We start from the raw sequence: 23685 nt of genomic DNA, 5'->3' as shown, positions 1-23685 counted from the left end.
AGAGACAATAATTATGTGTGGAATTGTAGGGTACACCGGCTTTCAGGATGCTTATGAAGTGGTGATCAATGGATTGCGCAGATTGGAATACAGAGGATATGACAGTGCAGGAATTGTGCTGGATGACAAAGGAGAAACTTTTCAGGTAGCAAAAACCAAAGGAAAAGTGGATGACCTGGTAGCGATTTCTGAAAACCTGGCCGGGACCAGTAGAGTAGGGATGGGCCACACCCGATGGGCTACCCACGGCGTACCGAGCGATCAGAATTCGCATCCGCACCTATCCAATAATGGGAAGATAGCGCTGGTGCATAATGGTATTATCGAAAACTACGATACCATTAAAACCATGCTGACCGAGAAAGGATATGTTTTCCATTCAGAAACGGATACAGAAGTGCTGGTGAACCTGATCGAGTATATTATGGTTTCCAATCCGGAACTCGATTTCCCAACTGCCGTTCGCTATGCCTTGAACGAAGTCTTCGGTGCCTACGCCATCACCGTAATGCACGATGATTATCCGGGCTTGCTGGTCGTTGCGAGACTCGGTTCGCCGCTTGCTATTGGTCTGGGTGAAAATGAATATTTCATCGCTTCTGATGCGTCTCCATTTGTAGAATTTACCAAACAGGCTGTTTATCTGGAAGAAGGACACATGGCGACCATCTCTCTGGAAGGTGGCGTGGATATCCGCAATATTAAAGACAACGTAAAGATTACGCCACAGGTTCAGGAGTTAAAAATGAGTCTGGAGCAAATAGAAAAGGGAGGTTACGAACATTTCATGTTGAAGGAAATTTTCGAGCAGCCTAAATCAATTCAGGATACCCTTCGCGGACGACTGTTGGTAGAAGAGGGAATTATCAAAATGGCCGGGATCTGGGATCACCTGGAGAGAATTAACCGTGCGGAAAGGATCATCATTATTGCCTGCGGAACTTCTTGGCATGCCGGTTTGATTGGGGAATATCTGATTGAAGAGTTTGCCCGTATCCCGGTGGAAGTAGAATATGCTTCCGAATTCCGCTACCGAAATCCAATCATCAGCGAGAAAGACGTAGTGATCGCCATTTCCCAATCCGGGGAAACTGCTGACACCATGGCAGCTATCAAACTGGCGAAAGAAAAAGGTGCTTTTATTTATGGTATTTGCAACGTAGTAGATTCCTCCATTGCGCGTGTTACCGATGCCGGTTCTTACACGCACGCCGGTCCTGAAATTGGCGTAGCTTCTACTAAGGCCTTTACTGCGCAGCTGACTATTTTGTCCCTGATTGCACTTAAATTAGGTAAACACAACGGTAACCTGGGTCATCAGGAATTTATGGAACTCATTGCCGAGCTAGATGCTATTCCACAACGCGTGCAGGAAGTGCTGGAATCCACGCAAGAAACGGTGAAAGAAATTTCCCGCAATTTCGTGGATGCACAAAACTTCTTATACTTAGGCCGTGGCTATAACTTCCCGGCTGCGCTGGAAGGAGCCTTAAAACTGAAAGAAATTTCCTATATCCACGCGGAAGGATATCCGGCTGCCGAAATGAAGCACGGACCGATCGCCCTGATCGATGAAAATATGCCGATCGTGATTATTGCACCAAAGCAAGGGCATTACGACAAAATCGTGAGCAATGTTCAGGAAATCAAAGCCAGAAAAGGACAGGTGATCGCAGTGGTAAACAAAGGAGATACGCAGGTAGCGTCTGTCGCGGATTATGTGATTGAATTCCCGGAAACATCTGAATGTTTCTCTCCGATTATAGCATCCGTTCCGTTGCAGTTACTGTCGTATTATGTAGCAGTGTACCGCGGCGCAAATGTGGACCAGCCGCGTAACCTGGCAAAATCTGTAACGGTAGAATAAAATATTCTTCATGTAAAATAATATTACAGATATTGCGTTTCGTAGAAAGATTGTATATTAAATAAAATATTTAAATTGAATCTTCAATTGGAATTCTAATGAGAAAAATTTTTCTACTCGCTTTATCTGTGATTTTTATGTCCTGCGGAAAACGTGGCAGCACCTCAGCCGGTAAGCCTGGTGTTAAAGGTGAATTAATCGCGCGCACAAAAACCAAATCTTTTGTTTCAGAAAGACCATACGGGATGGTAGCTATTCCGGCAGGCTCATTTGTAATGGGATTGGCTGATCAGGATTTTACAAACATGCCCGAAAAAGCCCCGTTAAAAACTGTTACTGTTTCTTCGTTTTTCATGGATGAAACGGAAGTCACCAACGCAGAGTACCGCGTCTTTATTAATTATGTGAGAGATTCGATTGTTCGTACTCTTTTAGCGGAAGCAGCTGGAGACGGCGGATCTTCCGGCAACGGAACTTCAATTAATGATTATGCTTATGCTTCGAGAAAAAATGGTAATGCTACTGCTTACCAAGAATACTTGGAGTCCAAGGGCGGTCGTGATGGGTACGACGAATCAAAAAAGTTAGACTGGTCAGTACCACTGCATTGGAGAACAAGCGATTATCCTGATGCAGAATATGCTGAAATTCTGGAATCTATTTATTTGCCACCCGCGGAACGTATAAATAACGAACGTATAATTGACACGCGAAAGTTAATGTACTCGTACGCTTGGGAAGATATTGAATCTGCTGTAAGAGACAAAGCTCGCGGTGATAAATACCTCAAGAGAGAAAGTATCGCAGTTTATCCGGATACCACCGTATGGCTAAGAGACTTTAACTATGCGTACAACGAACCATTGTATGACGGTTATTTTTGGCACAGTGCTTACAAGAATTATCCTGTTGTGGGCGTAACCTGGGATCAGGCCCGCGCGTTCTGTAATTTCAAATCGAAATTAAAGTCAGATTATAATGAATCTTTAAAAAAGAAAAAGCAAAAACCGATGGCTTTTAGGCTTCCGACCGAAGCTGAGTGGGAATATGCAGCACGCGGAGGAAAGGAAAATGCAACCTATCCTTGGGGTGGCCCATATCTGCAAGATGACAGAGGATGCTATCTTGCGAACTTTAAACCGAAACGCGGAAATTACATCGAGGATGAAAAGGTAGGTTATACATATACGGCGCCGGTGAAAACCTATCAAAAAAATGGATTCGGTCTTTATGATATGGCTGGAAACGTAGCTGAATGGACGGAGTCGCCTTACAACAATGCAACCTATCAATTTGCATCAACACTAAATCCACACTTATCTAATCAGGCGTACCGGGAACCTCGCAAATCAGTTCGTGGTGGTTCATGGAAAGATATCGGTTATCTGCTGATGACGGGTTATCGCGACTACGAAAGAAAAGATTCAGCGCGCAGTTACATCGGTTTCCGAACCATACAGGACATACCGGAAGGAACTGCTAAATTCAAAAAACGCACAAAATAAACTATAACCTAATTTTTATTATATGTTCACAAGATCCTATATAACCAACTTTGTTTACTCCTTTTTTGCTGCAATCGTTTTATTGGGTGCATTATTTAAAATGACGCACTGGAGCATCGGCCCCCTGGGTGGTAACCTGATGCTCGGAATTGGGCTCGGTGCGGAAGTGCTGGTGTTTCTTTTTATGGCATTTTTTCCTGATTCTACAGAAAGCAAATATGCGTGGGAAAATGTATATCCTGAACTCCTGGAAGCAGATGGCGTACCGGTGAAAAGAACAAACGCTGTAATGCAGCCCGAAAATGTGAAAGAGCTTGAAGTTTCTTTATCTGACAAACTGGATGAGATGCTGAAAGATGCCAAACTTGATGTGACTCTTTTCGAAAGACTGCGTACCGGAATCGAGAAATTTTCGACCTCCGTTGACCAGATTAACCAAACCGTAGACGTTACCGGTTCTACCCAAAAATACAACGATCAGCTGATGCTGGCGGCCAGCCACCTGGAAAGCATGAATGCACTGTACGCACTGCAGCTGGAGCATGGTAAAACACAAACCGAATACAGCAAAAAGTACGTGGAAGATATGCAGAAATCAGCAGCGCAGTCTGAGCGCTTCAACCAGGAACTTTCCGGCCTTACTGACAACCTGAACAGCCTGAACCGCGTGTACGGTGGCATGCTGACGGCAATGAAATCATAAACTGTTTACCCTTTTAAATATCAACTTATTATCAACTTTTATTAAATAAGAATGGCACAGGGAAAACAGACACCTCGTCAGAAGATGATCAACCTGATGTACCTGGTTTTCATTGCAATGCTTGCAATGCAGATCGATCAGGAAATCATCCGCTCCTATAAAGATACCACGTACTCACTGGAAGAAACACGAGGACTTACCGAAAATAACAACGGCATTTTCGAAACTGTCCTTGAAGAAAAGGCGAAAAACACGCCAGAAAGTTTTGAACAACCTTTAAATAATTATAAAGGACTCGCTACCAAAGCAAATGAACTCGTAAAAGTGATCGAAGGTCTGAAAACTGATCTGTCGAAAGAAGCGGAATACAACCGCGAAGCTGAAATCGAGGAAAGTTACGCCGCACTGGGAAATACAGAACCGGCAACCTCTATTTTCTTTGAGAAAGGAGATGAAAACATTCCTTCGAAACGCGCCGCTGATCTCAAGGCAAAAATCGAAGATTTTAAAACGTATGTAAACCAGACATTCGGTGGCAATAAAATGATGAAGGAAGTGGTGAACCGCACCAATCAGCAGATGATCACTGAATTCAAGGAGAAAAGAAACAATAAAAACTGGCTGCAGTATAAATTTTACAATCAGCCACTGATCGCCGCACTTTCCAACCTGGAAATTATTCAGTCTTCAGTGCGTGCAATTCAGGGTGACGCCTTATCAGTAATGCTGCAGGAAAAAATTGATGCGGACATTAAATTTGATGCATATCAGGCAATCGTTTCTGCACCGACGGTTATTATCCAGGGGGAACCGGCTCAGGCTAAAGTTACGATCGGAAACTATTCGAGCAACGTGCCGGGCTTATCCATGCCGGGTCTTAGTGTCCAAAACGGACAAGGAATTGCCAGCCTGAACAGTTCAGCATTAGGTGACCACACCTTTGCGGGGACCATCAGTTTCCATGATGTAAACGGAAAATCAATTCCATTGCCATACAGCCACACGTATAGAGTAGTGGCCGGTGCTCAGGAACTGAAAGCGCAGAAAGGCGCCATCGTAACTGCGGACAAAATGAATGTACTGTACCGCGGATTACCAAACCCGATCTCCGGCTCCATCCTTGGTGCCGACATGTCAGGAATTTCACTGACGGCTTCGGGCGCTAGTGTAAGCGGCGGCGGTGGAAAATGGACGGTAACTCCGGGCACGGGTAGTACAGCCACGCTGACAATTTCCGGACGTGATCCGAAAGGCGGCGTTATTTCGCAGGCATTCCCGTTCCGAATCAAAAACGTACCGCCACCGGTAGGTATGATTCAGGGTAAAACGGTCGTGTCATTGCCTACAAGTTCTATCCCGAATCAGCAGGTGACGGTAGATATGCCTGATTTCGATTTCCCGGTAAGCTTCACGGTGAACAGTTTCATGTTTAAAGTTCCGGGCAAAGCTGCAATGCAGGTGAACGGAAGTTCCATGAGATCGGTTGAAAACCTCGTGAAGAACCTGAGAAACGGCGATATTGCGTATGTTTTCAACATCCAGGCATCAGCCTCAGGATTAGGCGGGCAAACATTAAAACAGATTCCGCCTGTGGTAATAAACGTACAATAATTGCGTTATTGCAAAAGGACAACTTTATTGTATAAATAAAATAGAATGAAAAAAATCATATTCGTATTGGCTGCTTTTAGTTGTTTGACAATGGGCGCACAGACGAAGAAAAAAGCGAAACGCAGCAGCAAACCAAAAGCTGCTGCGGTTCAGCAACCAGCACCTGAGCCGGAACCGGTGGCAGAAGTCCCGCAGGAGACCGCAGGTGGAAATGTGCATGATACCCCGCCGGCTTCGATGTCGATTCTGAACGCGAAATCTCCGGAAGCATTCCGCAAGTATCGCGAACTGAACATGATTCAGAAAGGTGATTCTATTGTTTCGACAAAAGTAACGCCACTGGATTATGGATTCATCGAAGACAAGGACATTCTGAAAAGTATGGTCGTTTGGGAAATCATTGATATGAATGATAAGATCAACCAGCCTTTCTATCATAACGGTGACGGTCTTGTAACGCAGAACCGTTCGCTGTATCAGCTGCTTTTCGATGCGATCAATGATGGCCGTATTACGGAAGTGTATGATGATGAACTCTTCGAAACCCGCTTAAGCCCGGAAGCAATTCAGGCGCGTATTAAAAATTCAATTCTGAGTGACGCAGGGGTTGATGTGATCAATGAACAAGGCTATCTGACCGAAGATCAGAAACTGCAGTACACCAACGTCTATGAGACCAAAACGGAAAACGTGAAGGTTCTTAAGATTAAAGGCATGTGGTACATCGACCGTCGCGATGGTGAAATGAAATACCGTCTGCTGGGCATCGCCGCTATGGGCCAGGATCCTTCAACCATGGGACAGTTCGGGCCAGACGGGCAGCCGCTCGCTTCCAAAGATGAACTGATCGATCTCTTCTGGGTGTTCTATCCTGATGCACGTGAAGTGTTGGCGAACGCTGTTGTTTTTAATAATAAAAACCTGAGTTCTGATATTACCTTTGATGACCTTCTGAATGCACGCCGTTTCAGTACCGTGATTTACAAGTCCGATAACGGCTTGGGCAACGGTGTGATTAAGGATTACATTCCTAATGATGCAGATGCACAGCTGGAAGAAAGTGAGCGTATTAAAGCGCAAATCCTGCAGATGGAAAGCGATATGTGGAATTACTAAAAATTTCATTCTTCTATACTAAAACCTGAGTATCTTTGCTCAGGTTTTTTTGTATGAAAAAGGTAGATTATATTATTGTTGGCGGCGGGTATGCCGGATTGTTTTTTGCACATCAGCTCATTAGAAATAATAAGTCGTTTATCCTGTTTAGCAAGCATCAGGAAAGTGCCTCCCAAGTTTCAGCCGGCATTATTAATCCTGCGATTCTTAAGAAATTTACCACCTTTTGGAAAGCTGCTGAGCAGATTGAATACCTGAGCACTGTTGCCGAAGAGATCGCGGCCTTTACGGGGCATAATTATATCATCCGAGAAAATATTCGCCGTATCTTCCATGATGAAAATGAAAAAGCCTTATGGCTGAAAAAAGCGGAGACAGAAGAACTGCAACCGTTCTTATCCAAAGAGACCGGGCGTTTAGATGTAGTTAAAAATCCTTCCGGTTCCGGTCGGGTGATGCAAAGTGCCCGCTGGGACGTGCAGCGCTTTTTTACAGATTTTTATGAATATCTTGATACAAATGGAAATCTGTGTCACGAAGCTTTCAACCATGATCAGCTAAAAGATCATACTTACGGCAAACTGGAATACCAGCACATTGTTTTTTGTGAGGGAACAGCAGTACATGATAATCCATATTTCTCATCGCTGCCTGTCTATCCGAACAAAGGGCATCATCTGATTGTTAGGTTAAGCAAGCCGCTACCATTTGCTTATACTGTTAAAAAGAAGCATTTCCTCTTTCCTTTAGGAAACGGCACTCATTATTACGGCGGTACTTATGACCGTGAAGGTTCCGGCGCGGAGGTCGATGAAACGGCCGTCGCACAATTAACCAATGGACTGGCAGAATTTTATCCGTATCCTTTTACGGTAGAAGAAGTGCATCTTGGCTATCGGCCTACCGTAAAAGACAGACGGCCGATTCTCGGCCGCCATCACAGTATTGCAAATATGTATGTGTTTAATGGGCTGGGAGCGCGCGGTATTTTGAACGGCAGCTGGTTCTCCCGGGAATTATTTGATTTTATCGAAACCGGAAAACCGGTGCCTCCTGAAGTAGACCTGCAACGATTCAATAATCATTGATCAGCTCCACGGATCCAAGACCACCTTAACGCAGTTATCTTCCTTCTTATCAAATATTTCATAGCCTTTCGCTACCTCATCGAGTGACATCCGGTGCGTGATAATATCATCTAAGATAATATCGCCGTTCTGTACGTATTGCATCAGTTCGTCAATAACTGCCTGCACCGGCGCCTGTCCGGCCTGGATTCGAAGGCCTTTGTCAAATATCTGCCCCAGCTTAAATTTATCGTAATTATAAGGGTAAACCCCTAAAATAGAGACCCGGCCACCGCGTCGCACCGCACTAAAGCAGGCTTCTACTACTTTGATGGAGCCTTTCTCAAAATTGATGACGGCCTTGGCGCGGTCTATTAAATTTCGGTCAGGTTCAAAACCAACGGCATCGATACAAACGTCGGCACCGCGGCCGTGGGTCATGCTGCGAATTTGCTCCACCACATCATCTGCATTCTTCCACAGAATGGTTTCGCAACCGGTAAGCGTCTTAATCTGATCCAGGCGGTATTGCACCGTATCAATGACGATAACCTGACCGGCTTTTTTCAGAATCGCACTTTTAGCCGCCATACTGCCTACAGGGCCGGCACCGAAAACCGCAACGGTTTCGCCTCCTTTTAGATCGGCCCACATGACACCGGTGTATCCCGTCGGGAAAATATCAGTAAGAAAAAGTGCCTGCTCATCGGTCAGATGATCCGGTACCACACGCGGTCCGAAGTCAGCATACGGCACGCGGACATATTGCGCCTGTCCACCATCGTAGCCGCCGTATAAGTCGGTGTAGCCAAACAGTCCTCCGCCTTTTTCGGTTACCAGGCCGCCTTCGGGTCCGTAATTTTCTTCATTGCTGTGTTCGCACGCCGAGGGAAGATCGTGCTGGCAAAAATAACATGCACCACACGCCACCGGAAACGGCACAACAACCCGGTCACCGCCGCGCAGGTTTTTTACTTCACTGCCTACTTCTTCGACAATACCCATAAACTCATGGCCCATCACCATCGGGCGGGGTTGTGGAATCGCACCGGAGTACATGTGCAGGTCGCTTCCGCAAATGGCGGTGGCTGTTACTTTCAGTATAACGTCTGTTGGTTCTTTGATGGTAGGATCATCTACCGTGTCACAGGTAATTTTACCGGGACCGTGGATAACTGCTGCTTTCATAATTTGTAATTTAGATAAAAGTTGCAACAAACGCTCCGCCAAAGGCTTACCGGTTTGAAAGAATTAACAAATATTGGGATTTCTCGAATTTAAATTAGAAATCCACATGATGAATAATTGCGCTTACGGAATCGCTCACCGCACTTCTGGTAATCATTCGTTGTTTTCCATACGGCTTCTCAAGAAAAAAACCCTTAAAACATGCGTTTTAAAGGGTTCTCGTGTACTTTGTTTCGATAAAAGCAGAGAGGAAGGGATTCGAACCCTCGATACAGTTGCCCGTATACCAACTTTCCAGGCTGGCTCCTTCGACCACTCGGACACCTCTCTAAATGGTGAGTGCAAAAGTAACGTATTTTCCTGAAACTAAAAAATGCAAAGCTGAAAATAAATGCACTTACTCCGAAATTTCCCCGCACAGGCTGCGGCTGAAATTCTTGGCAAAGGTGCCGGTGTAATTCGGATTGTCCAGCAGGTGCATCGCCTTAGTCAGTGCACTTTCCGCCGTCAGGTCGCCGCCACTGATCGCTCCGATTTCGCGGAAGATATTGGAATTGCTGTACTTCCCGAAACTGATGCCGCCCGAAATACACTGCGATATCACCACAATTTCGGTCCCGTTCTCGCGCAGCGCGCGCAACACTTTTCCCGTCTCTGCGGTATTGAAAATCGTACCGGACCCAAATACCTGCAGCACCAGCACTTTCACCTGCGGCAGTTCTGCAAAATGATTCAAGTGCATCCCCGGAAAAATGCGCCAGAATAAAACATCTTGGGATAAATGCGTATCCAGTCGAAACTTTGAGCCAGCCGGCGGCCTCCACAGAAAATCTTTCTCAGTGTTCAGATGCACACCCGACTGTCCCAGCACCGGATAATTAGGCGACATATACGCATCAAAATACTCGGCCGAATATTTCAGCGTACGGTTGCCGCGCAGCAGTTTGTACTCAAAATAAACCGCCACTTCCTGAATCACCGCCTCGTCATTCTCATACAGGCTCGCGTAGTACAGGCTCGTCAGCAAATTTTCACGGGCATCGGTGCGCAGGTCACCAATCGGCAGTTGCGAACCCGTCAGGATGACCGGCTTGCGCAGATGCTGCAGCATAAAACTCAGTGCCGAAGCGGTGTAGGACATGGTGTCGGTACCGTGCAGAATCAGAAAGCCGTCGTAGGCGTCGTAGTTTTTGGCAATATACCGTGCGATCAGGCGCCATTGCTGCGGGCCCATATCCGACGAATCGAGTGGTTTCCGGAACGGATATACCGAAACCGCGCACTCCAGCAACTGCATTTCCGGCAGCCGGTCGAAAATACGGTGAAAGTCAAACGGATGCAGGCTTCCCGTTTCGTAATCCTTTTCCATCCCGATGGTGCCGCCCGTATAAATCAGCAGTACTTTTCTTTTCATATGCCCAAAAATACGGTAATTAATCGCACTGGGAAAGCCAATTTTCCGGGCGATTCTCGTCACAGGTTTCACAACCTGCGACGAGACCGGGCTTTTCGTTCCAAATCCTCCCGTCCGCCTGGCGTCGGCCGGTCCGGGATTTCCACTGCAATCCCTATCGCAGCGTACGCCTCAGTCGAAGCTCGCGCTCTTTCATCCAAACTACAAATCCCTTTACCGACGAATTCTAAATTGTAAATTTTAGATTTTAAATGTACAACCAACATAATCACTTTCAAGAAAAGCACATAACCAGCTGGTTGCTGTCGCCTCTGCACCGTATTGATCTATCTATCATTAAAAAGTCGATCATCTCCCCGTCTATCATCTTCTGTCTAATTTAAAATTTAAAACCAAAACGGTCTTGCCTCCTTCCTCTTTCTAAAATCTAAAATCTAAAATCCAAACCCGTCTGTTATCTAAAGGTCTATTATCTAAAAGTCTATACTCTATTAGTCTAAATCCCTATTTTTGCCTCCATGAATCACCAGCAAACCTTCCACTATCTTCAGCAATTCCTTACCGAAGAACGGCTGCAGAAAATCAATCACTTTGCCGCAGCCAGTTCTGATTTTGTGCTGCCGGTGATCGAGGATGTATATCAGTTCCGGAATGCCGCAGCCATTGTGCGCTCCGTGGAAGCGTGCGGATTTCATAAGATCGTTGCGATGGAGAGCGAGAATGTGTTCAATCCGAATCTTCGGGTAACGAAAGGCGCTGAAACCTGGGTAGAAGTGCAACGGCTGCCGCACACGTTGGAAACACTGCAAAACATTCGCAACCAGGGATATAAAATCACGGCCGTTTCACCGGAGATAAACGCCACACCGTTGCCGGACTTTGAGATCACCGGACCGGTAGCATTGGTTTTTGGAACTGAGAAGGAAGGGGTTACCCCAGAAATGCTCGACTTTGCTGATGAAACGGTAGCCATCCCGATGTATGGGTTCACGAGAAGCTTCAATGTTTCTGTAGCTGCCGCCATTTGTATTTATGATCTGAAACAAAAGCTGATAAATTCGGGGATTCAATATAAACTTTCAGACGATAAACTGTGGGAAATAAAAGTGCGGTGGGCCGCTAATTCAATACCAAGCGGGCGACAGATCCTGGAAAAGTATCTGTGGGACAGGCAAGCTGGTTTTTCATCATTTTAAAATACAATATGCAGAAATATACTAAACTGTTGTTTTTCGTTTCCATCCTGCTTGCATTATCATCAATGGTGCTTATTGAGCGAGGGGGATACGAAATTTATCCTTTTTTCAGCTGGAAACTTTTTACAAACCCGAGTGGCAACAGCAAAGTTACAGAACAGTATCGGATGTATCGTATACAGAAGAATGATACCATGCGGCTTTCGCATCGTGCTACACCGTTATATGACGAGAATGAACTGGCGAAAATTACAGATTTCTATGGAGCTAAAATCGAGCACGGTGATCAAGCTGAAGCAAATAAAGCTAAGTTTCGCCTTTTCTTACAAAGCACCGGACTTTCAGGCGATGGTCTGGTCCTGTACCGGGAGTCGTTCGACACGCGCCTGCTCGGACGGCCTTCTTATCAAATTCGTAAAACTAGGGTAACAAGTTATGATGGGCTATAAAGAACTTACCGTTTTCAACTATAAAGTGGCTTATTATATGATCCGTCTCTTTGGTTTGTATTGGCTTTTCAGGCAGTATCAGGAAGTTCAGCGTATCAGCCAGTGGCCAGCGGAGATTTACGAGCCGGTCCTGAGTGTTCAGCGTCTGGTTTTCCCTGCTTATCCGGATGTCTTTTTCTACGGAGGTCTGTCAATTTTATGTGCAGGTCTGCTTATCTGTACCATTTTTAAACAGAGTTATATTCTGAACGTGATGATCTTTATCGTCGTAGCTGTTCTTAATTTTCCTGTTGCAATGAACTTTAGCATAGGCCATCACAATCATTTGGTGATTATTGGTTTCTTCATGTCAATTTTTCTTCTGCCAAAGAATCTTACGAGCAAAGAAGATTATAAATGGGTACAGTACTTTTATCTTGGTTTGTTATCAACGTATAGTTTGGCCGGTTTCTCCAAGTTTCTGGGAATTGCAAAAAATATTATCACACGAAGCGGTAAAATGACTTGGTTGGATAAAAATGCTGCACAGCTCAATACGTTGGATAGCTATCGTATAGCTGATCTTCCCATACCCGATTGGATAATTCAGCTGTATGCTTACGAAAACGCATGGGTTCTGATTACAATTTTGGGAATTTTCACGCAGGCTTTTTGTTTCCTGGGTGCTTTCAATCGGCGAATGCTGACAGTCATCATGCTTTTCCTTTACGCTTTTCACTTGTACACGGAATACTTCATTTTGGCAGACTTTCGTGATGCAAAGAACTTTGTCGCAGTAGCCTTATTTCCCTACCATCTCTTTTATCCTTTTTGGAGGCGGGTCAGGCTACTTAAAACATCATATAATTCCACGCTGCAATAAACACACCCGCTGTTTCCGTGCGCAGACGTTGTGTGCCAAGAGAAACGGCCAAAATCCGCTGTTCAGCTAACAGCCCGATTTCCTTCTCCGAAAAGTCGCCTTCCGGGCCGATTAAAAAGGTAATATTCTCCGCCACCAGAATGTTATTCAGGGCTGTTCGTTCCAGATCTTCATGGCAGTGCGCCACAAAAGTTTCTTTAGGATCCGTGATTTTTATGAACTCGGAAAACCTTGTTAGGTCGTTCACTATGGGGAAATGCGTGCGCAGACTCTGCTTCGAGGCAGCAATGACCTGTTTGCGAAGCTTTTCAATGTTTACGTTCTTGCGTTCCGTTTTCTCAGTCTGCAAAAGCGTGATTTCCATCACGCCCATTTCGGTAGCTTTTTCTACGAAAAACTCGATGCGATCAATGTTTTTCGTGGGTGCAATGGCAATATGCAACCTTCGTGAAAAAGGGGGCAGCTCACGCTGAATCTCCTTCGTGTCAAGCAAAACTTTTTTGCCTTCCAGCCGGATGTCGCCACGGGCAAGTGTGCCCTCACCATCCGTCACATAGATTTCATCACCACTGCGCATTCTCAGTACTTTCGAGATGTGCTGCTGTTCTTCGTCGGCAATCTTTACTTCGCCATCGGTAATTTTTCCAAAGAATAGTTTCATTGCTCCGGCGCAGTTGTCGTGTTATTGAAATCCTGCTCCAGATCATAGCGGGCCGTCGCCGCAATGCTGAGATCAGCAAACTGTCCGCGCTCTCTTTTTAACGCTGCCGTCATGGCAATCATAGCGGCATTATCCGTTGTATATTCGAATTTGGGAATATAGGTTTTCCAGCCACGGGCTTCTTCCTGCTGTTTCATGGCTGCGCGCAAACCTGAATTGGCTGAAACACCACCGGCAATGGCCACTTCCTGGATTCCGAAATCTTCGGCAGCTTTCACCAGCTTTTGCATCAGGATATCGATAATCGATTGCTGGACGGAGGCACAGAGGTCGTTTAGGTTTTCTTTAATAAAATCAGGATTCTTCTGTACTTCTTTTTGTGTAAAATAAAGCACCGAGGTTTTAATACCGCTGAAAGAATAGTCGTAGCCATCGACCTTGGGCTTCCCGAATGAAAACTTCCCGGGGTTTCCTGATTTAGCCAGTTTATCGATAATCGGTCCGGCCGGATAATCCAGTCCGAAAATTTTACCGATTTTGTCAAATGCTTCTCCGGCCGCATCATCGATGGTCTTGCCCACAATCTGCATGTCGAAATAATCACGAACCACCACAATCATCGTATGGCCACCCGAAACAGTCAGGCAAAGGAAAGGAAACTTCGGCGGCTGCGGATTGGCATCTGCAATAAAATGCGCCAAAATATGCGCCTGCAAATGGTTCACCTCAATCAGCGGAACCTCCAGGCTCATGGCCAAGGATTTAGCGAAAGAAGTACCTACCAGCAGCGAGCCCAGCAGGCCCGGACCGCGGGTAAAGCCCACCGCAGAAATGTCTTTTTGTTGTATATTTGCTTGCCGCAGCGCCTGAGCAACCACGGGAATAATGTTTTGCTGGTGCGCGCGCGAAGCCAGTTCCGGTACTACACCTCCGTACAGGCGGTGAATTTCCTGGCTGGCCGCCACGTTAGAAAGGATGGTATTTCCGCGGATTACCGCTGCCGAGGTATCGTCGCAGGATGATTCTATCCCTAAAATTATTGAGTCACTCATCACATGGCAAATTTAGAGAATAATAACGATAAGGAAGATAAAAAATCGCGCGCCGGACAGCTCGGTGACTCGCTGCAGAAAGGCGTGGAAAGCGTAGGCGAGACCGTGAAGGAAACCGTGAAGGACGCGGCTAATCTTGCCTCTGATGCCATTACGCATCCGGTGGAAACTGCCGGCGAATTTGTGCAGCAGGCCGCCCGTGATGTCACGAGTTATACCTGGTGGGCTAAGCTCTTGTTGGTACTGTTCTGGTCCGCTCTGTTCATCGTTGTCTCTTTTATTATTGTGGTTAATTTACCGGCCACTAAAAACTGGGTAGCCCAAAAGGTGATTACCAAACTCAATAAAGACCTGAAATCCCAGATGTCCTTCGAAAGTGTGGAGGTGAGTTATTTTGGTGATATCCACATTCATAACGTAGCGGTAAGAGATCATAAAGACTATAAATTCCTGCGCGCTGAAGAGTTATATGCAGATTCCGACTGGTTTTCCATTATCAGCGATTCGCGCAACCTGCAGTTTCAGTCTTTGTCTTTAAAAAAACTGGACCTGAAAGTCATTACCTATAAGAATGACAGTATTTCCAATTTTATCCGGTTCATCGATTTATTTGATTCAGATACGCCCACGGAGCCCGGCCGCGAACCATTTCAGCTTAAATCCCGCGTTTTTGTTTCCGATTCCAAGGTTTCTATCATTAATCAGAATTCGGCAGGAGAGGACGGCAAATGGCTCCAGGCCAATAATGTAAACCTGATTGTGCCCGAACTTCGTGTAAATGGTGCAAACATTCATGCAAAAATCAACAATTTCCGTTTTGAGACAGAACGCTGGGGCAAGAAACATTTCGTGGACACATTCTCCGCAGAGTTTGCGCTTACCAAACAGTTTCTTTCATTAAAGGATTTAACTTTAAATACCGATCACAGTCTGCTGCAGGGAGATTTAAAATTTAATCTTCCGAATGGTTCCTTTGCTGATTTTACTGACAAAGTACGCTGGGATATGGTGCTGAAACCGGGCAGCCAGATCAGTGGTTATGACATTAGTTATTTTGTAACGGATTGGGATAATTATAAACCGATCAATGTTTCCGGGACGATGACCGGTCCGCTGAATATGTTTTATCTGGACGATTTCCGGATCAGCAATCCGCAGGTAAACATCCGGACCAGCACGATGAAGGTGGCGCGTATTCTCAAAAGTGATTTCCAGATTGAAACCAACAGCCTGAACACGGACTTTGCCTATAAGAACCTGAAGGCGATGATGCCAACTTTCATTGCTGAAAAAATGAAAAACTTTGCCGATGATTTCGGGCGTATCCGCTACAGCGGCGCAGCGAGGGTAAATCCGCGGCAGGTGTATGTGCCGTCGGCCAACATTATGACCGGCATCGGACAGGCGCAGGTTCGGAATTTCTATCTCGAAGATTACAGTACTGATGTACCAAAATATCGCGGTAATGCCATCCTGAAAGATTTTAATAGTACAGTCATCAGCAAAAGTCCTGAAGTGGGCCTCATCAGCGGTAACTTTACCTTGCAGGGACAAAGTTTCGACGTGCCGACTATGAAAATCCGCACCCGTTCGGATATTTCCAGTATTCAGATTTTAGGTAAAACATTAAGAAATATAAAATTGGACGGCGAACTGGACCATATGAAATATAATGGTCTGGTAGCGATTAATGACGCACCAGCGCGCGGCGTTGTACGCGGTCTTATCAACTTTAGCCAGCCACGTCTGCTGGCCGATATTAAAGCCGATATTGATTACTTAAACATCAATTATTTCACAGGAGCCAAAGGCAGTCAGATTGTTTCGGGTTACGTGGACGGAAAACTGGCGATGAAAGACCTGAACGATTTAACGCTGGATGCCAATCTTCGGCACGTGAGTTTTAATGACGGGAAACACAAATTCAATATTCCGGACGGCAGCGTAAAAGCTTTCTTCGAAGACGGAAACCGCGTGCTGGCCGTGAATGCGCCCAATGTAGTGAATGGCCGGATCTCGGGACGCTTCAATTTGGCTGATTTACCGGGTATGATAGAAAATGGCTTGGATAAAATTCTGGTCGGGCCCGCACCTAAAAAATTGTACCGTGGCCAGCACTTCACCATGGCTTTCGACGTGAAGCAGGATTTAATCGCTTATTTCGTGCCGGATTTATATCTGCCTGCCGGTGCCACGATGGACGGCGCGTACGATGGCAGCAGCAATAATTTAATTCTGAATCTGGACGCGCAGCAGTTAAAATATGTACTGACCAGCAAAAAAGAAATCACCGATGCAGATCGTGCTTTGGTAATAGCAAATCCTGCTTACCGCCTCACGGAAAGACAGCAGGTAACACGGGACAGTGCGATGGCCGAACAACTTCAGGTGCGGATTAACACCTCGAAAGCCGAAGAGCAAATTGCCGCCTCTGTTTACAGACTGGCGTACAATAACAATATTTTCAAGGATATTACCCTCAGCGGACGCAATGAAAATCAGCAGTTGCTCCACGTTGCGGCCAGCTTTAAACACGGCACGCCTGAGGAGGAAGTAAAGCAAAACCTCAAAGAATACGCCGTCAACTTTAACCAGTCTGTAGACGGTGCTGGAGATTTGGTGTTCAGGTTTGAGCCGACCACGGTCCGGTTTAATGATGTTGCCTGGAGTGTGGATACGGACCCTTCGCTTGAGCACAGCATTACGTATCAGAAAAAGACGGGCAACTTTCTGATTCATAATCTTAAAATTATTTCTGATGACAGTGCTTTGCTCGTGGAAGATGCTGTATTTAAATCGGGCAGTGATTTCTTTGCGGAAGGCAGAATAGATAATCTCGATATCGGGAAAGTTTTCGCGCTGGCGCAAACCAATAATGATATGGAACTTACGGGGAAAGCCAACGGAACCTTTAATATCATGATGGATAAAAGCAACCTGGAGCCATTGCTGGATTTGCAGGTGACCGGCATTTCCATGAACGGCCGCGAAATGGGCCGCATTGAAGTACAAACCCAAAAAAGCAGTCGCCGCAATGTTTTTGATGTGGATGCCAAAGTAATTTCAACCGGAATAATGGGCGCTAATGATTTGCACCTGACCGGCACCATTGACAATAACACCGCCTCGCCGGAACTGGATCTCACCGCTGAGATGAAAGGGTTTGACTTAGGTTTTGCCCAGCAGTTCCTCACCGGAGTATTTTCTAATCTAAGAGGAAAGGCCACCGGCGATCTGCAGATCAGTGGTCCGCTGAACGATATCGATTACAGTGGTGATATTGCACTCACGGAATTTGGGCTGAAGCTGGATTTCACCGGCGTGGATTACTCATTTGATGATACCGTGGTTTCACTTTCGCGTGGACTGGCGATTCTCAATGACATTGGAGTGCGTGACGGACGTACCGGTTCCCGCGGCTCAATCTCCGGGGCGATTCAGTTTGAAACCTTATCTTCCATGGGCGTCAACCTCGTGATGCGTGCTGATAACCTCATGCTGCTGAACACAACCCAGAAAGACTACGACCTTTTCTGGGGCCGAGTGTATGGAACCGGAACCGTGTATGTGGACGGCCCGGTGAGCGGCTTGAGCATCTCCACCCCGGAAATGCGGGCGCTGAGCAATTCGGTTTTTACCTTTAATTCCAATTCCACGTCCAATGTGGAAGAATTTAAGATGCTGCGCTTCCTGCAACGTGACGAAGGCGGTACAGTAACCGTGGAAAAACCGGTGAAATCCGGTGCCAACATGAATGTGGATTTCAACCTGGCGGTGGACCGCGGAACAACGGTAAATGTTTTGGTGGGTGATGATATCGGCGATATCTCGGTACGTGGTAATTCCGAGCGGCTCCGGTTTGTTTTGGCCAGAAATGGGTCCATCAGCATGAACGGAAATTACTTCGTGGACAGCGGAACCTTTGTTTCCAAAGCGATTCTGAACCGCACCTTCCAGATTGCCAAGGGAAGTTCCATCCGCTGGGACGGTGATGCGCTGGCACCGCAGTTGGATATTAATGCAACGTATCTTCGAACGGTCAGCAATGCCGGGCAATACCTCAATGTGGGAAGCCTGCAGCCGATTAATGTGCTGTTGAGTACCAGAATTACGCAGACGCTCAATAATCCTAAAATCGAGCTGGGCGTGGAAGCACAGGATGTGTCCTCTAACCTGAAAGAAACGCTGGCTGAGAAAATGAGCAATGAGGACGAGAAAATTGTCCAGTTCGGTTCTATCCTGGTGCTGAATAGTTTCAATGTCGGCAACTCCGCCTTTGATATTAATTTAGGAAACACCCTGGAAACTTCCGGTTATAATCTACTCTTTAAGCAGCTGGGCTCTGTCCTGAATACCATTAGCAATGAATTCCAGGTGGATTTGAATTATCTGAAAGGGGATCCCAACTCCAATACCGGTGACCGTGCCAATGCCAGCGTGAGTTTCGCCTTGTCTCCGCGAGTGACGGTGAAAACAGGCCTCGGCATTCCTATTTCCAAATCAGAGAACACCGCTTATGATTATCTGTCCGGCGAAGGCATCATCGAATATGACTGGTCACGGAAAAATGACGGCTCCCGATTGCTGCGCGCCTACAGTAAGCCAACCAACATTGGCCTGAACGGTGCAGCTGCTGCCAATGCAGGTGCAAACCAAAGCTATGGCGTGGGTGTGGTGTACAGCAAGAGTTTTAATACCATCTTCAGACGGCGTAAGAAAGCAGCGACTTCGCAGAAGCCAAAAGATTCCATCAAAAATGATTCTGTGAAAAATATCAATAATCACTGATAAAAATCATGTTGATGTGTAATAAATAGTTAAAATGTATTAATGTTTGAGATAATTTTCTCTTTATAATATTTTTATGTATTTTTGCAAAAAATTTAGAAGACTACATTTAATATTATTAATACAGAAAAATGAACTATCAATTAGACGAAATAGACAAGAAGATTCTTGATTTCCTGGTAGAAAATACACGAATGCCTTTTACAGAAATCGCAAAACAAATGGACGTTTCCGCAGGAACAATCCACGTGCGTGTGAAAAAGATGGAGGATGCAGGTATTATCCTGGGTTCATCTCTTAATATCGACTACGGCAAACTGGATTATCATTTTACCGCTTTTATCGGGATTTTGCTGACCAAGTCTAACCGTACGCAGGAAGTCCTGAAAGAACTGGCTACCATTCCAAATGTAACCGAAGCAAGCGTGATCTCCGGCAAATACAACATTTTCTGCAAGGTTCGCGCAAAGAATACAGAAGATGCCAAACGCATTATTTATCAGATTGATGACATCCAGGACGTGATGCGCACAGAAAGTATGATTTCCATGGAAGAATATATTTCTGACAAAAACCGTCTGATTGATGCAGTCCTGATTTAAGACTGATATTTCTCAACTTTTATGGAAACTTTCGATCTGCTGTCGAAAGTTTCTTTATTTTTACATTTATGAATAACGATTTTTCAGATGAAACGCCGCGTAAAGGATTAGGCTTCAGTCTGGCGCTGGCAGCTTTGTTCCTCTTTACCTTTATGGGAATTGGGATTGATGCGGATGAATTTATACAACACCCAGACCTCAATATTCCGACGTCCTATTTTTACTTCATATTCTTTATTGATGCGGTGATGGTCGCTTCGCTGCTCTTCATTTTCTTTTACCGGAAGTTTGCCGTGTATTTGTTCCCGGCGGCACTGATTATTCATTTTCTGGCGCACAACTATTATCTGTCCACGTTTCTGTACACCGACGTGACTAATATGTTCTTGTATTGTACCTTGGGATTGTTCGTAATTATTCCCAAATGGCGATTTTATAAATAATATTCCTTGATGTTCTCCAAAGCCTGTGAGTACGCGCTGAAGACTGCGATCTATATTGCCCAGCAAACCGGGCAGGGCCGCCGTGTGAATGTAAAGGAAGCTGCCACGGCCGTAGATGCGCCCGAAGCATTTACCGCCAAATTACTGCAGCAGCTTTGCCGCGAAAATATTCTTACTTCCACACGAGGAAAGCAGGGCGGTTTCCTCTTTGATATTGAAAAACAGAAAAGCATCACAATCTACGAGGTAGTGGTCCTCATTGATGGTCCGGGGATTTTCACGAAGTGCGGCCTCGGTCTGCACAGATGTTCTTCTGAAAACCCTTGTCCGGTTCACAACGAATTTAAAGTCATCCGCGAAGGACTGACGCAGCTTGTAAAAGAGCACACTTTCTACGATTTAGCACAAAAAACCGAAAGCGGACTCGCTTGGCTTAAATAGCAAAAAAAGAAGGCTCAAAAACGAAACATGTTTTTTATCATTTTAAATAAGATAAATTTGTCCGAATTAAAAATTTGCGTACATTTGTATCATCAAAATTAAAAACGACACCCACATGTTAGTACAAGAAAAAACAATCGGCCAGATGGTAGCAGAAGATTTCCGCGCCGCTGCTGTATTCAGAAAATATAAAATCGATTTCTGCTGCAAAGGCAACAGAACCATCGAAGAAGCCTGCGATAATAAAAAAGTGACCCCCGAAGAAATTTATAAAGACCTGGATGCACTGAACCAGGCAAAGGCAGGCGATATTGATTTTAACTCCTGGCCACTGGATTTACTGGCAGATTATGTAGAGAAAACGCACCACCGCTATGTGGAAGAAAATTCTACCGTGCTGCTGCAGTATCTGAATAAGCTGTGCAAGGTACACGGCGACCGCCATCCGGAACTGTTTGAAATCAACAAACTGTTTACCGAAAGCGCGCAAGAACTGGCAGCACACATGAAGAAGGAAGAATTAATTCTTTTCCCTTTCATTAAAAGAATGGTAGCTGCGAAACAAAACGGTGAAGAACTGCCAAAACCGCATTTCGGAACCGTGGAGAATCCTGTGGCGATGATGAAGCACGAGCATACTACAGAAGGTGAGCGCTTCCAGAAAATTGCCGAACTCACGAACAATTATCAGTTTCCGGAAGATGCGTGCGGAACGTATCAGGTAACTTTCCGGATGCTGGAAGATTTTGAGCAGGATCTGCACAAACACATTCACTTGGAAAATAACATCCTGTTCCCGAAAGCCATCGAACTGGAGAAAACTTTTTAATAAACTAAACTATCTGTTTTTTGAGGGGCCTGTTGCGGAGTAATTCTGCGGCAGGCTTTTTATTTGACAGACTTTACTTCTTCGTCAGAGCATCCGGTGTATACACGGCGGTCTCGCCAGTTTCATCGCTTTCTACTTCGTATTGCGGATCTTCCTTCGAGCAGCACCGCTGTTTTCCTTTAAAGGTGAAATCTTTGGTGTGTACTTTTATTACTTTTCCCTTAACGGTGTTACCGGCATAATTCCAGGAAACTTGGTCACCGGCCTTAAATTCTTTGCTCATTTTATTTTATTTTTCAGTATAATATACTTCCCCGCCCACTACTCGTGCCGGCGACGTGTATGGATGTTCCGTTGCCTTACCAATCCCCATAATGTGCTGAACATCCCATTTTTTTGCTTTAAAATAATCAGCGACCATACTGCGGTGGCAGCGCCACCAGACAGCTTCGGAACACATCATGGCAGTCGCGTTTTTTTGTGCCGTGGCGGCCAGTTCATCGGCGCCTTCTTTAAATTCCCCGGTACGCATATAACCTGCGTAGGCAGCAAATGACTTGTTTCTCCACAAAGTATCAGTGGGTGCATCTTTCTGACGGCGCCGGCCACCCAGTTTATCAAAATATATATACTGAATATCATGTTCCGCCAACGTTGCGGCAAGAGTTTCCTGATCATATTGCGGAAACTTTCGGGAACCCGGCATGCTGCGCACATCTGCTAAAACCTTGATGTCAAAAGAAATCAGCATTTCCAAAAACGTTTCGATGGGATGGGTAGAGTGTCCGATTGTGTAAAGAGGTAATTCCGTAATCATGACTGCAAACTCAACATAAAAAGTGCCGTACTTCATTTCAACAAAAAATCCGCGGGCAAAAACCAGCGGATTGATCGTATTGTGATAAAAAGTTTATCGGGCGAGGGCACGCTTCACGGCCTCTTTCACGGCCTCAGCATCAATTTTATATTTCTTCATGAGCTCGGCCGGTGTTGCAGATTCACCAAAAGTGTCATTCACGGCAACGTACTCCTGTGGTGTCGGACGTTTCCGCGATAACATTCCTGCTACGGATTCACCTAAGCCACCCAGATAGTTATGCTCCTCAGCAGTAACGATACGGCCGGTTTTTTCCACGGATTTTAAAATAATTTCCTCATCCAGTGGTTTAATGGTGTGGATGTTAATTACCTCACAGGAAATACCTTCTTTTTCCAGCTCCTCGGCAGCCTGCAGAGATTCCCAAACGAGATGGCCTGTTGCCACAATAGTTACATCAGTGCCTTCTTGGAGCATAATTCCTTTTCCGATCTCAAACGGCATATCTTCGGGCATGAATACCGGAACGACCGGGCGGCCGAAACGCAAATAAACGGGTCCTTCGTATTCAGCAATTGCCAAAGTAGCTGCTTTGGTTTGGTTGTAATCGCACGGATTGATGACCACCATTCCGGGAAGCATTTTCATCATTCCGATATCTTCCAGTACCTGGTGCGTGGCGCCATCTTCGCCCAATGTCAGCCCCGCGTGCGAAGCGCAAATTTTCACGTTTTTATTTGAGTAGGCAATGGACTGACGAATCTGGTCGTACACGCGCGAGGTGGAAAAGTTGGCAAAAGTGCCCGTGAAGGGTATTTTACCATTAATGGTAAGTCCTGCCGCGATGCCCATCATGTTGGCTTCAGCGATTCCTACCTGGAAAAAGCGTTCCGGTGCTTTCTCAATGAATTTCTCCATTTTGAGCGAACCGATCAGGTCCGCGCAAAGAGCAACTACATTCGGGTTTTTCTCAGCCAGTTCGGCCAGGCCGGCGCCGAATCCGCTGCGTGTATCTTTTTGTTCTGTATATGTAAATTTCATTTTCTTTTATTTTAAATAACCAATGGGTATGTA

General features: G+C 45.6%; 21 protein-coding genes and 1 tRNA gene. 14 read left to right on the top strand and 8 right to left on the bottom strand.

Annotation, left to right across the window (positions count from 1 at the left end):
• Positions 1-13 precede the first annotated feature (13 nt).
• From glmS to MVI27_RS02225, 6 genes are all read left to right on the top strand, one after another.
• Positions 14-1867 carry a glutamine--fructose-6-phosphate transaminase (isomerizing) gene (gene glmS / locus MVI27_RS02250; protein ID WP_246959060.1) on the top strand — a complete coding sequence of 618 codons (1854 nt, stop codon included), beginning with the start codon at positions 14-16 and terminating at the stop codon, positions 1865-1867.
• Positions 1868-1965: 98 nt separating this feature from the next.
• Complete coding sequence (porK, locus tag MVI27_RS02245; protein ID WP_246959059.1) at positions 1966-3372, top strand: T9SS ring complex lipoprotein PorK/GldK; 1407 nt, start codon at positions 1966-1968, stop codon at positions 3370-3372.
• 22 nt (positions 3373-3394) lie between these two features.
• Positions 3395-4075, top strand: coding sequence for a type IX secretion system motor protein PorL/GldL (gene porL, locus MVI27_RS02240; RefSeq protein WP_246959058.1), 681 nt, complete (start codon positions 3395-3397; stop codon positions 4073-4075).
• Positions 4076-4126: 51 nt separating this feature from the next.
• Positions 4127-5686 carry a type IX secretion system motor protein PorM/GldM gene (gene porM / locus MVI27_RS02235; RefSeq protein ID WP_246959057.1) on the top strand — a complete coding sequence of 520 codons (1560 nt, stop codon included), beginning with the start codon at positions 4127-4129 and terminating at the stop codon, positions 5684-5686.
• Positions 5687-5923: 237 nt separating this feature from the next.
• The gene (gene porN, locus MVI27_RS02230; protein ID WP_246959162.1) at positions 5924-6802 is read left to right on the top strand and encodes a type IX secretion system ring subunit PorN/GldN; all 879 of its coding nucleotides are present in this window, start codon (positions 5924-5926) and stop codon (positions 6800-6802) included.
• Between the two features lie 53 nt (positions 6803-6855).
• On the top strand, positions 6856-7890 hold the full coding sequence (locus MVI27_RS02225) for an NAD(P)/FAD-dependent oxidoreductase (RefSeq protein WP_246959056.1): 1035 nt from the start codon (positions 6856-6858) through the stop codon (positions 7888-7890).
• On the opposite strand, the gene MVI27_RS02220 is transcribed toward MVI27_RS02225, so the two are convergent.
• The 3 genes from MVI27_RS02220 to MVI27_RS02210 form a co-directional block, all read right to left on the bottom strand.
• Positions 7891-9057 carry a zinc-dependent alcohol dehydrogenase gene (locus MVI27_RS02220; protein WP_246959055.1) on the bottom strand — a complete coding sequence of 389 codons (1167 nt, stop codon included), beginning with the start codon at positions 9055-9057 and terminating at the stop codon, positions 7891-7893.
• A gap of 243 nt (positions 9058-9300) precedes the next feature.
• Positions 9301-9387: transfer RNA gene (locus MVI27_RS02215), tRNA-Ser, on the bottom strand.
• A 67-nt stretch (positions 9388-9454) separates the two neighbouring features.
• Positions 9455-10471, bottom strand: coding sequence for an asparaginase (locus MVI27_RS02210; protein WP_246959054.1), 1017 nt, complete (start codon positions 10469-10471; stop codon positions 9455-9457).
• Positions 10472-10989: 518 nt separating this feature from the next.
• On the opposite strand from MVI27_RS02210, the gene MVI27_RS02205 reads away from it, so the two are divergent.
• Genes MVI27_RS02205 through MVI27_RS02195 form a run of 3 tightly spaced genes read left to right on the top strand, consistent with a single transcriptional unit; the run spans position 10990 to position 12978 of the window.
• Positions 10990-11667 carry a TrmH family RNA methyltransferase gene (locus MVI27_RS02205; protein WP_246959053.1) on the top strand — a complete coding sequence of 226 codons (678 nt, stop codon included), beginning with the start codon at positions 10990-10992 and terminating at the stop codon, positions 11665-11667.
• 8 nt (positions 11668-11675) lie between these two features.
• Positions 11676-12116, top strand: a complete 441-nt coding sequence (locus MVI27_RS02200) for a hypothetical protein (protein WP_246959052.1) — start codon at positions 11676-11678, stop codon at positions 12114-12116.
• Positions 12103-12978 (top strand): hypothetical protein, encoded by an 876-nt coding sequence (locus MVI27_RS02195; protein WP_246959051.1) that lies wholly within the window; start codon positions 12103-12105, stop codon positions 12976-12978. Before MVI27_RS02200 ends, MVI27_RS02195 begins: the two co-directional genes overlap by 14 nt.
• On the opposite strand, the gene MVI27_RS02190 is transcribed toward MVI27_RS02195, so the two are convergent.
• Together MVI27_RS02190 and tsaD are read right to left on the bottom strand one after the other, a co-directional pair.
• Complete coding sequence (locus MVI27_RS02190) at positions 12947-13639, bottom strand: RsmE family RNA methyltransferase (RefSeq protein WP_246959050.1); 693 nt, start codon at positions 13637-13639, stop codon at positions 12947-12949. The genes MVI27_RS02195 and MVI27_RS02190 overlap by 32 nt on opposite strands.
• Positions 13636-14691, bottom strand: a complete 1056-nt coding sequence (gene tsaD, locus MVI27_RS02185) for a tRNA (adenosine(37)-N6)-threonylcarbamoyltransferase complex transferase subunit TsaD (protein ID WP_246959049.1) — start codon at positions 14689-14691, stop codon at positions 13636-13638. The genes MVI27_RS02190 and tsaD overlap by 4 nt, the downstream gene beginning before the upstream one ends.
• 3 nt (positions 14692-14694) lie before the next feature.
• Here tsaD and MVI27_RS02180 point away from each other — a divergent pair, with 3 nt between their 5' ends.
• The 5 genes from MVI27_RS02180 to ric all read left to right on the top strand — a co-directional run bounded on the left by MVI27_RS02180 (position 14695) and on the right by ric (position 21794).
• Entirely contained in the window at positions 14695-19479 is a 4785-nt protein-coding gene (locus MVI27_RS02180) for a translocation/assembly module TamB domain-containing protein (protein ID WP_246959048.1), read from the top strand.
• A gap of 131 nt (positions 19480-19610) precedes the next feature.
• Entirely contained in the window at positions 19611-20081 is a 471-nt protein-coding gene (locus tag MVI27_RS02175) for an Lrp/AsnC family transcriptional regulator (protein WP_246959047.1), read from the top strand.
• Between the two features lie 68 nt (positions 20082-20149).
• Complete coding sequence (locus tag MVI27_RS02170; protein ID WP_246959046.1) at positions 20150-20524, top strand: hypothetical protein; 375 nt, start codon at positions 20150-20152, stop codon at positions 20522-20524.
• A 9-nt stretch (positions 20525-20533) separates the two neighbouring features.
• Positions 20534-20965, top strand: coding sequence for an RrF2 family transcriptional regulator (locus MVI27_RS02165; protein ID WP_246959045.1), 432 nt, complete (start codon positions 20534-20536; stop codon positions 20963-20965).
• A gap of 115 nt (positions 20966-21080) precedes the next feature.
• Positions 21081-21794, top strand: a complete 714-nt coding sequence (gene ric / locus MVI27_RS02160) for an iron-sulfur cluster repair di-iron protein (protein WP_246959044.1) — start codon at positions 21081-21083, stop codon at positions 21792-21794.
• 73 nt (positions 21795-21867) lie between these two features.
• Here ric and MVI27_RS02155 read toward each other — a convergent pair whose 3' ends face one another.
• Genes MVI27_RS02155 through MVI27_RS02145 form a run of 3 tightly spaced genes read right to left on the bottom strand, consistent with a single transcriptional unit; the run spans position 21868 to position 23652 of the window.
• A complete protein-coding gene (locus MVI27_RS02155; RefSeq protein WP_246959043.1) occupies positions 21868-22077 on the bottom strand; it encodes a hypervirulence associated TUDOR domain-containing protein in 210 nt (69 codons plus the stop codon).
• A 6-nt stretch (positions 22078-22083) separates the two neighbouring features.
• Positions 22084-22647 carry a DUF488 domain-containing protein gene (locus MVI27_RS02150; RefSeq protein ID WP_246959042.1) on the bottom strand — a complete coding sequence of 188 codons (564 nt, stop codon included), beginning with the start codon at positions 22645-22647 and terminating at the stop codon, positions 22084-22086.
• Positions 22648-22704: 57 nt separating this feature from the next.
• Positions 22705-23652, bottom strand: a complete 948-nt coding sequence (locus MVI27_RS02145) for a transketolase family protein (protein ID WP_246959041.1) — start codon at positions 23650-23652, stop codon at positions 22705-22707.
• Between the last annotated feature and the right edge of the window lie 33 nt (positions 23653-23685).

The organism is Chryseobacterium salipaludis (assembly GCF_022968825.1).
In the GTDB taxonomy this organism is placed as follows: domain Bacteria; phylum Bacteroidota; class Bacteroidia; order Flavobacteriales; family Weeksellaceae; genus Kaistella; species Kaistella salipaludis.
Note: the sequence above shows the minus strand (reverse complement) of the source record. Positions and strands in the feature narration are given on the sequence as shown.

Coding starts and splice junctions, on each gene's coding strand:
- glmS (WP_246959060.1), top strand. CDS start 14: ATGTGTGGAATTGTAGGGTACACCGGCTTTCAGGATGCTTATGAAGTG.
- porK (WP_246959059.1), top strand. CDS start 1,966: ATGAGAAAAATTTTTCTACTCGCTTTATCTGTGATTTTTATGTCCTGC.
- porL (WP_246959058.1), top strand. CDS start 3,395: ATGTTCACAAGATCCTATATAACCAACTTTGTTTACTCCTTTTTTGCT.
- porM (WP_246959057.1), top strand. CDS start 4,127: ATGGCACAGGGAAAACAGACACCTCGTCAGAAGATGATCAACCTGATG.
- porN (WP_246959162.1), top strand. CDS start 5,924: ATGTCGATTCTGAACGCGAAATCTCCGGAAGCATTCCGCAAGTATCGC.
- MVI27_RS02225 (WP_246959056.1), top strand. CDS start 6,856: ATGAAAAAGGTAGATTATATTATTGTTGGCGGCGGGTATGCCGGATTG.
- MVI27_RS02220 (WP_246959055.1), bottom strand. CDS start 9,057: ATGAAAGCAGCAGTTATCCACGGTCCCGGTAAAATTACCTGTGACACG.
- MVI27_RS02210 (WP_246959054.1), bottom strand. CDS start 10,471: ATGAAAAGAAAAGTACTGCTGATTTATACGGGCGGCACCATCGGGATG.
- MVI27_RS02205 (WP_246959053.1), top strand. CDS start 10,990: ATGAATCACCAGCAAACCTTCCACTATCTTCAGCAATTCCTTACCGAA.
- MVI27_RS02200 (WP_246959052.1), top strand. CDS start 11,676: ATGCAGAAATATACTAAACTGTTGTTTTTCGTTTCCATCCTGCTTGCA.
- MVI27_RS02195 (WP_246959051.1), top strand. CDS start 12,103: ATGATGGGCTATAAAGAACTTACCGTTTTCAACTATAAAGTGGCTTAT.
- MVI27_RS02190 (WP_246959050.1), bottom strand. CDS start 13,639: ATGAAACTATTCTTTGGAAAAATTACCGATGGCGAAGTAAAGATTGCC.
- tsaD (WP_246959049.1), bottom strand. CDS start 14,691: ATGAGTGACTCAATAATTTTAGGGATAGAATCATCCTGCGACGATACC.
- MVI27_RS02180 (WP_246959048.1), top strand. CDS start 14,695: ATGGCAAATTTAGAGAATAATAACGATAAGGAAGATAAAAAATCGCGC.
- MVI27_RS02175 (WP_246959047.1), top strand. CDS start 19,611: ATGAACTATCAATTAGACGAAATAGACAAGAAGATTCTTGATTTCCTG.
- MVI27_RS02170 (WP_246959046.1), top strand. CDS start 20,150: ATGAATAACGATTTTTCAGATGAAACGCCGCGTAAAGGATTAGGCTTC.
- MVI27_RS02165 (WP_246959045.1), top strand. CDS start 20,534: ATGTTCTCCAAAGCCTGTGAGTACGCGCTGAAGACTGCGATCTATATT.
- ric (WP_246959044.1), top strand. CDS start 21,081: ATGTTAGTACAAGAAAAAACAATCGGCCAGATGGTAGCAGAAGATTTC.
- MVI27_RS02155 (WP_246959043.1), bottom strand. CDS start 22,077: ATGAGCAAAGAATTTAAGGCCGGTGACCAAGTTTCCTGGAATTATGCC.
- MVI27_RS02150 (WP_246959042.1), bottom strand. CDS start 22,647: ATGAAGTACGGCACTTTTTATGTTGAGTTTGCAGTCATGATTACGGAA.
- MVI27_RS02145 (WP_246959041.1), bottom strand. CDS start 23,652: ATGAAATTTACATATACAGAACAAAAAGATACACGCAGCGGATTCGGC.